The organism is Microcoleus sp. Pol11C3 (assembly GCF_036701485.1).
Taxonomy (GTDB): domain Bacteria; phylum Cyanobacteriota; class Cyanobacteriia; order Cyanobacteriales; family Microcoleaceae; genus Microcoleus.
Genome location: NZ_JAUBQW010000025.1, coordinates 55,759 through 57,803, shown reverse-complemented (window position 1 = coordinate 57,803; position 2,045 = coordinate 55,759). Strand labels below are relative to the sequence as shown.

Below are 2,045 nucleotides of genomic sequence, written 5' to 3'. Positions count from 1 at the left end.
CAGTTCATAAGCTAAAATTAAAGGTAGGTTATAAAGAATAGAATTATAACACATTTTCATTGCTATGCAGGACTACCAACCTGTGAAAGTTGGGTCAAAATCAGAAGCTTTGGAAAATCCGCTGACGAAGCAAGAACAGGAAATATTAGCTTTAGTTGCGGGGGGGAAAAGCAATCAGAAAATTGTACAAATATTGTACATTCCTCCGGGTACGGTGCGGGTTCATGTACACGCGATTTTGCAAAAGTTAGAAGTGCGCGATCGCACTCAAGCAGCAGTGCTAGCTATTCAGAAAGGATTGGTAGCAGAAGAACTTTTGGCTATCGAACCTTGATAGAGGCGGGTTTTGTACCACAATTGTCGGTTTTTTAAAGGATTTATTGGCTAAATCCGCCTTTATCAAGATACCTCTGTCCCATGCTCAGGGGAAATTAGTATCATTCGTCTTGATTGTTCATTTTACTGATGACATTGAAGTTCTGAATTTGCTAATCTTGATACATCTTAATTTTCACAGGGTCATCTAACCCTAGGTGTATTTTGCAAAATTTTATCCGTTCTATTTTTAGTTCGATCGCCTTTCTCGATTCTGCTGTTCCAGATGCCCAAACTCTCCGCAACGGCATCGCAGCGGGGACAGAAGTAATTATCCTCGATGCGGTGCGGGATGGAGTAGCACAAATTACTGAAGCGCTAGCGAGTCGCAGCAATATTAAAAGCATTCATATCATTTCCCACGGCCGCCCCGCGAGTTTGCTGCTAGGCACGATCAATCTAAACTTAATAAATTTAAAAACTTATGCTAAACAATTGCAGCGTTGGTCGAGATCGCTGGCAGACAGTGGAGAGATTTTGCTGTACGGGTGCGATGTAGCGGCGGGTGATGCGGGCGCTAACTTTGTGCAGCAATTGAGTCAGATAACTAAGGCAAAAATTGCTGCTTCAACTGGGCCGATCGGCAATTCAACTCTCGGCGGAGACTGGCTGCTAGATTATAGAACGGGAGTTATGGTGGCTGGGCTGGCGATCGAGCCTGCAACAATGGCCGACTATCAATTCGTGTTCGGCCCAACCCTCTACGACGGTACAAGTAACTTTCCGTTTCCTGCTGCAACACCCGGTATCGGGGCATTAGGTACTACTCAATTAGCTTATGGAGAGCTACCTGCTGCTCTTCCATTCGCCAGTGGTGCGTTCACGCCCAACACGGGCATTGATACTTCTACGGTGAGTCTCCCGGCTAGCAATGCAGGCTATGCGGGCTACACAAACTACAAATATACCCCTCCAAGTCCGCCAGCCACGCCAGCAACATTTACTCCAGTCAGTGCAACTTTCCCCGCCCTCAACCGCACCAACGGTTACAGCGTTTCTTTCAATGTTGCAGTTACGGCTGAAAACAGTGGTAGTAACGATCGGGCCGGTTTCAGCATCATCGCCCTTAGCAGCGACGCAAATGGCATTGAACTGGGTTTCACCAACCGCAATCTCGGTGCTAACGGAGGCATTTTTGCCCAGCAAGATACTCCCCTGTTTACTCGCGGGGAAAACGCACCTGTTAACATCAGCACTGCTACCGACTACAAACTGGTGGTTCAAGGGACAACTTACACCCTGTTTGCGGGCGGTGTAGCAATACCAGGCCTGACAAATCAGCCGCTGCGGAACTACGGAGCATTTAATCCAGCAAACAGCCAGCCAGCTTTACCCTTCAATCCCTACACCCAGCCAAACTTTCTATTTTTCGGCGACGCCACGGATCAGGCAAGTGCGAGTTTTACTCTCGGCAATATCTCGGTGAATAACTTTCCGGTGGCGGCCAATAACGCCTACCCTGTCGTGCACGACAAAATTCTCAGCGTCCAAATTCCCGGAGTTTTAGGCAACGACAGCGACGGGGACTTAGACACGCTGAGTGCAACTTTAGTTACAGGCCCGCTCAACGGTACGATCGCATTAAACAAAACTGGCGACTTCGTTTATACCCCGAAAGCTGGTTTTGTAGGTCTAGATACTTTCACCTACAACGTTAGCGACGGCGCTGC

2 protein-coding genes are annotated in these 2,045 nt (G+C 47.9%); both read left to right on the top strand.

The window, feature by feature from the left end; translation table 11 throughout:
- The first annotated feature begins 64 nt into the window (after positions 1 to 64).
- On the top strand, positions 65 to 334 hold the full coding sequence (locus QUA40_RS08930; RefSeq protein WP_445301135.1) for a helix-turn-helix domain-containing protein: 270 nt from the start codon (positions 65 to 67) through the stop codon (positions 332 to 334).
- 206 nt (positions 335 to 540) lie between these two features.
- A partial coding sequence (locus QUA40_RS08925) for a DUF4347 domain-containing protein (protein WP_333124167.1) occupies positions 541 to 2,045 on the top strand: 1,505 nt, incomplete at its 3' end.